Raw genomic sequence first — 2,250 nt, forward strand, 5'->3', positions numbered from 1 at the left:
GAACGGCACTGCGCGGATCGGTGCCGGACGAAGCATGCAGTGCTTCGCGAAGCGCATAGATCGGGCTGGTGCCAATATCGCCGTAGACCACGCCGAGAGCGCCCAGCATCAAAACCTTGGTGCTGTGCTTTTCGACCTCAGGATGGCTTGATTGTTCGACTGGTTCTGCCTCACTACCACCGTTGGTAAGGGCCATGGACGACACTCCGATAAGCGCGCGGTGCTCTACGCTTGCTGCGATGCAATATCAAGTGCCCCAACGTGATGGCTGCCATGTCCGCAAAGCGAGGCTTCCATCGCTACCACCCACAGGCCTTCAGAAATCTTTTGACCGTACCGGCCATGCCATACTCCAACGCATCGGCTGTCAACCCATGTCCGATCGACACTTCGGCCAGTGCCGGGATGCGCTTTGCCAATGCCGGCAGGTTGTTCACCACCAGATCGTGCCCGGCATTGACCTGAAGTCCGGCGGCAAGCGCGGCATCCGCGGTTTTCCCTAATCTTTCCAGCTCCTTCGCCGCTTCTGCCGAATCGGAATGATAGCTGCCATATGGACCCGTGTAGAGCTCGATCCGGTCGGCGCCAGTGTCGCGCGCGGCCTTCATGCCTGCCGGATCCGGGTCGGAAAACAACGACACGCGAAAGCCCCCCTTTTTCAGGCGTTTGACGACCAGCGTCAGGAACGCCGCCTCGGCGGCAAAGTTCCAGCCATGGTCGGAGGTGGACTGGGCAGGGTCGTCGGGCACCAGCGTCACTTGCTCCGGCTGGTGCTTTTCCACAAGCGCCAGGAAATCCTCGCTCGGATAGCCCTCGATGTTGAACTCCGCCTGAGGGAATTCGTCGTCTATCAGCGCCCTGATCTGCGGCAGGTCGGAATGCCTGGTGTGCCGCTCGTCGGGCCGCGGATGCACTGTCAGCCCATGCGCGCCCGCGGCAAGTGCGATGCGTCCGAGCCCGGTGACGCTTGGCCACGGCAGATCGCGCCGGTTGCGCAGCATGGCGATGGCATTGAGATTGACGGAGAGTTTTGCAGGCATGGCTTCTCGGGTCCGGACGTATTTGCGGCCACCTATAACGCCTTTGGCGGGAACAGACAGGGGGTTTCCGGTGTTCCAGAGGAACGAATAATATCCAGCAAGAGGAAGGCCCGTGAATTATCTTGAAGCCGTGCCGGCGGTTCGCCGCATCGACACCGACCGCGACGACCTGTTCGCCATCGACGTCGTCGGCCATATCACGGCCGCCGACGCGGAGAATCTGTTCGGTTTGCTGGAGGCGGCTTACGCGCTGCACCCGAGAATCGACGTGCTGGTGCGTCTGGTCGATCATGACGGCGTCGACTGGGCCGATGTGTCGGACAGTACTATCGAACAGGGCACCGCCGATGCCGTGGCGCATATCGGCCGCTGTGCGGCAATCGGCGAGCCAAACTGGATACCGGGCGCACAAGGCATCTTGCCCGCCTCCGTGCCAATCGAATTCAGGCATTTCGAGGCCGAGGACGAAGCGGCCGCCTGGGAATGGCTGGGCGCCAAGCCGCTTAGTGCGCCGGTGATGCCAGCAGGGTGATGATGGTGACGCGGGATCGATCCTATCTGACGATCGTCAGCCGTTCGGCCGCGCGCGTGATCGCGGTGTAGAGCCAGCGCTGGCGGGTTTCCTTGAACGCCCAGCTTTCGTCGAAAAGCACGATATCGTTCCACTGCGAGCCCTGCGCCTTATGCACGGTCAGCGCGTAGCCATAGTCGAAATCATCGAAGCGCTTTTTCTGCTGCCAGGGAATATCGGCGTCCGGGTCCTCGAACGCCGCTTTGAGCAGCTTGATCTTGGCAACGCCGCGGTCCGGATCGTCCTCCTCCGGTGAGACCAGCAAATTGATGCCGGGTTTCACCGTCTCGCACGACGAGGTCATCACCTTCCACAGCGAGCCGTTGAGCAATCCCTTGGCCGGGTCGTTGCGCAGGCAGACGAGCTTGTCGCCGGCCTGCGGGTAGTCGGCATTGAACCCCTTCAGTTCGCGCAGCCGCTGATTATACCGACGCCGCGTCCTGTTAGTGCCGACCAGCACCTGGTCCGCCTTCAGCACCAGTTCCTGGGTGACATCTTCCTTGCCGATCACCTGCGCCGTGCCATAGTCGCCGCGCATGAATTCGCGTCCCTCGCGTACGTCGAGCGCCAGCCGGATGATCGGGTTGTCGCGCGCCTGCCGGTGGATCTCGGTGAGCAGAATATCCGGCTCATGGTCGG

General features: G+C 62.0%; 4 protein-coding genes. 1 reads left to right on the plus strand and 3 read right to left on the minus strand.

What is annotated here, in order from left to right:
- Both EOA86_RS31450 and EOA86_RS31455 read right to left on the minus strand, forming a co-directional pair.
- Window positions 1–196, minus strand: a 196-nt coding sequence (locus tag EOA86_RS31450; protein WP_206630188.1) for a KUP/HAK/KT family potassium transporter, incomplete at its 3' end; no start/stop codon positions are given.
- A gap of 103 nt (window positions 197–299) precedes the next feature.
- Window positions 300–1,040, minus strand: a complete 741-nt coding sequence (locus EOA86_RS31455; RefSeq protein ID WP_128345169.1) for a pyridoxine 5'-phosphate synthase — start codon at window positions 1,038–1,040, stop codon at window positions 300–302.
- A gap of 112 nt (window positions 1,041–1,152) precedes the next feature.
- On the opposite strand from EOA86_RS31455, the gene EOA86_RS31460 reads away from it, so the two are divergent.
- Entirely contained in the window at window positions 1,153–1,572 is a 420-nt protein-coding gene (locus tag EOA86_RS31460) for an STAS/SEC14 domain-containing protein (protein ID WP_128345170.1), read from the plus strand.
- A 22-nt stretch (window positions 1,573–1,594) separates the two neighbouring features.
- On the opposite strand, the gene EOA86_RS31465 is transcribed toward EOA86_RS31460, so the two are convergent.
- The coding region (locus EOA86_RS31465; protein WP_164892177.1) for an ATP-dependent RecD-like DNA helicase at window positions 1,595–2,250 on the minus strand (656 nt) is incomplete at its 5' end.

The sequence above is a fragment of the Mesorhizobium sp. M5C.F.Ca.IN.020.32.2.1 genome, assembly GCF_004023105.1.
GTDB lineage: Bacteria > Pseudomonadota > Alphaproteobacteria > Rhizobiales > Rhizobiaceae > Mesorhizobium > Mesorhizobium wenxiniae.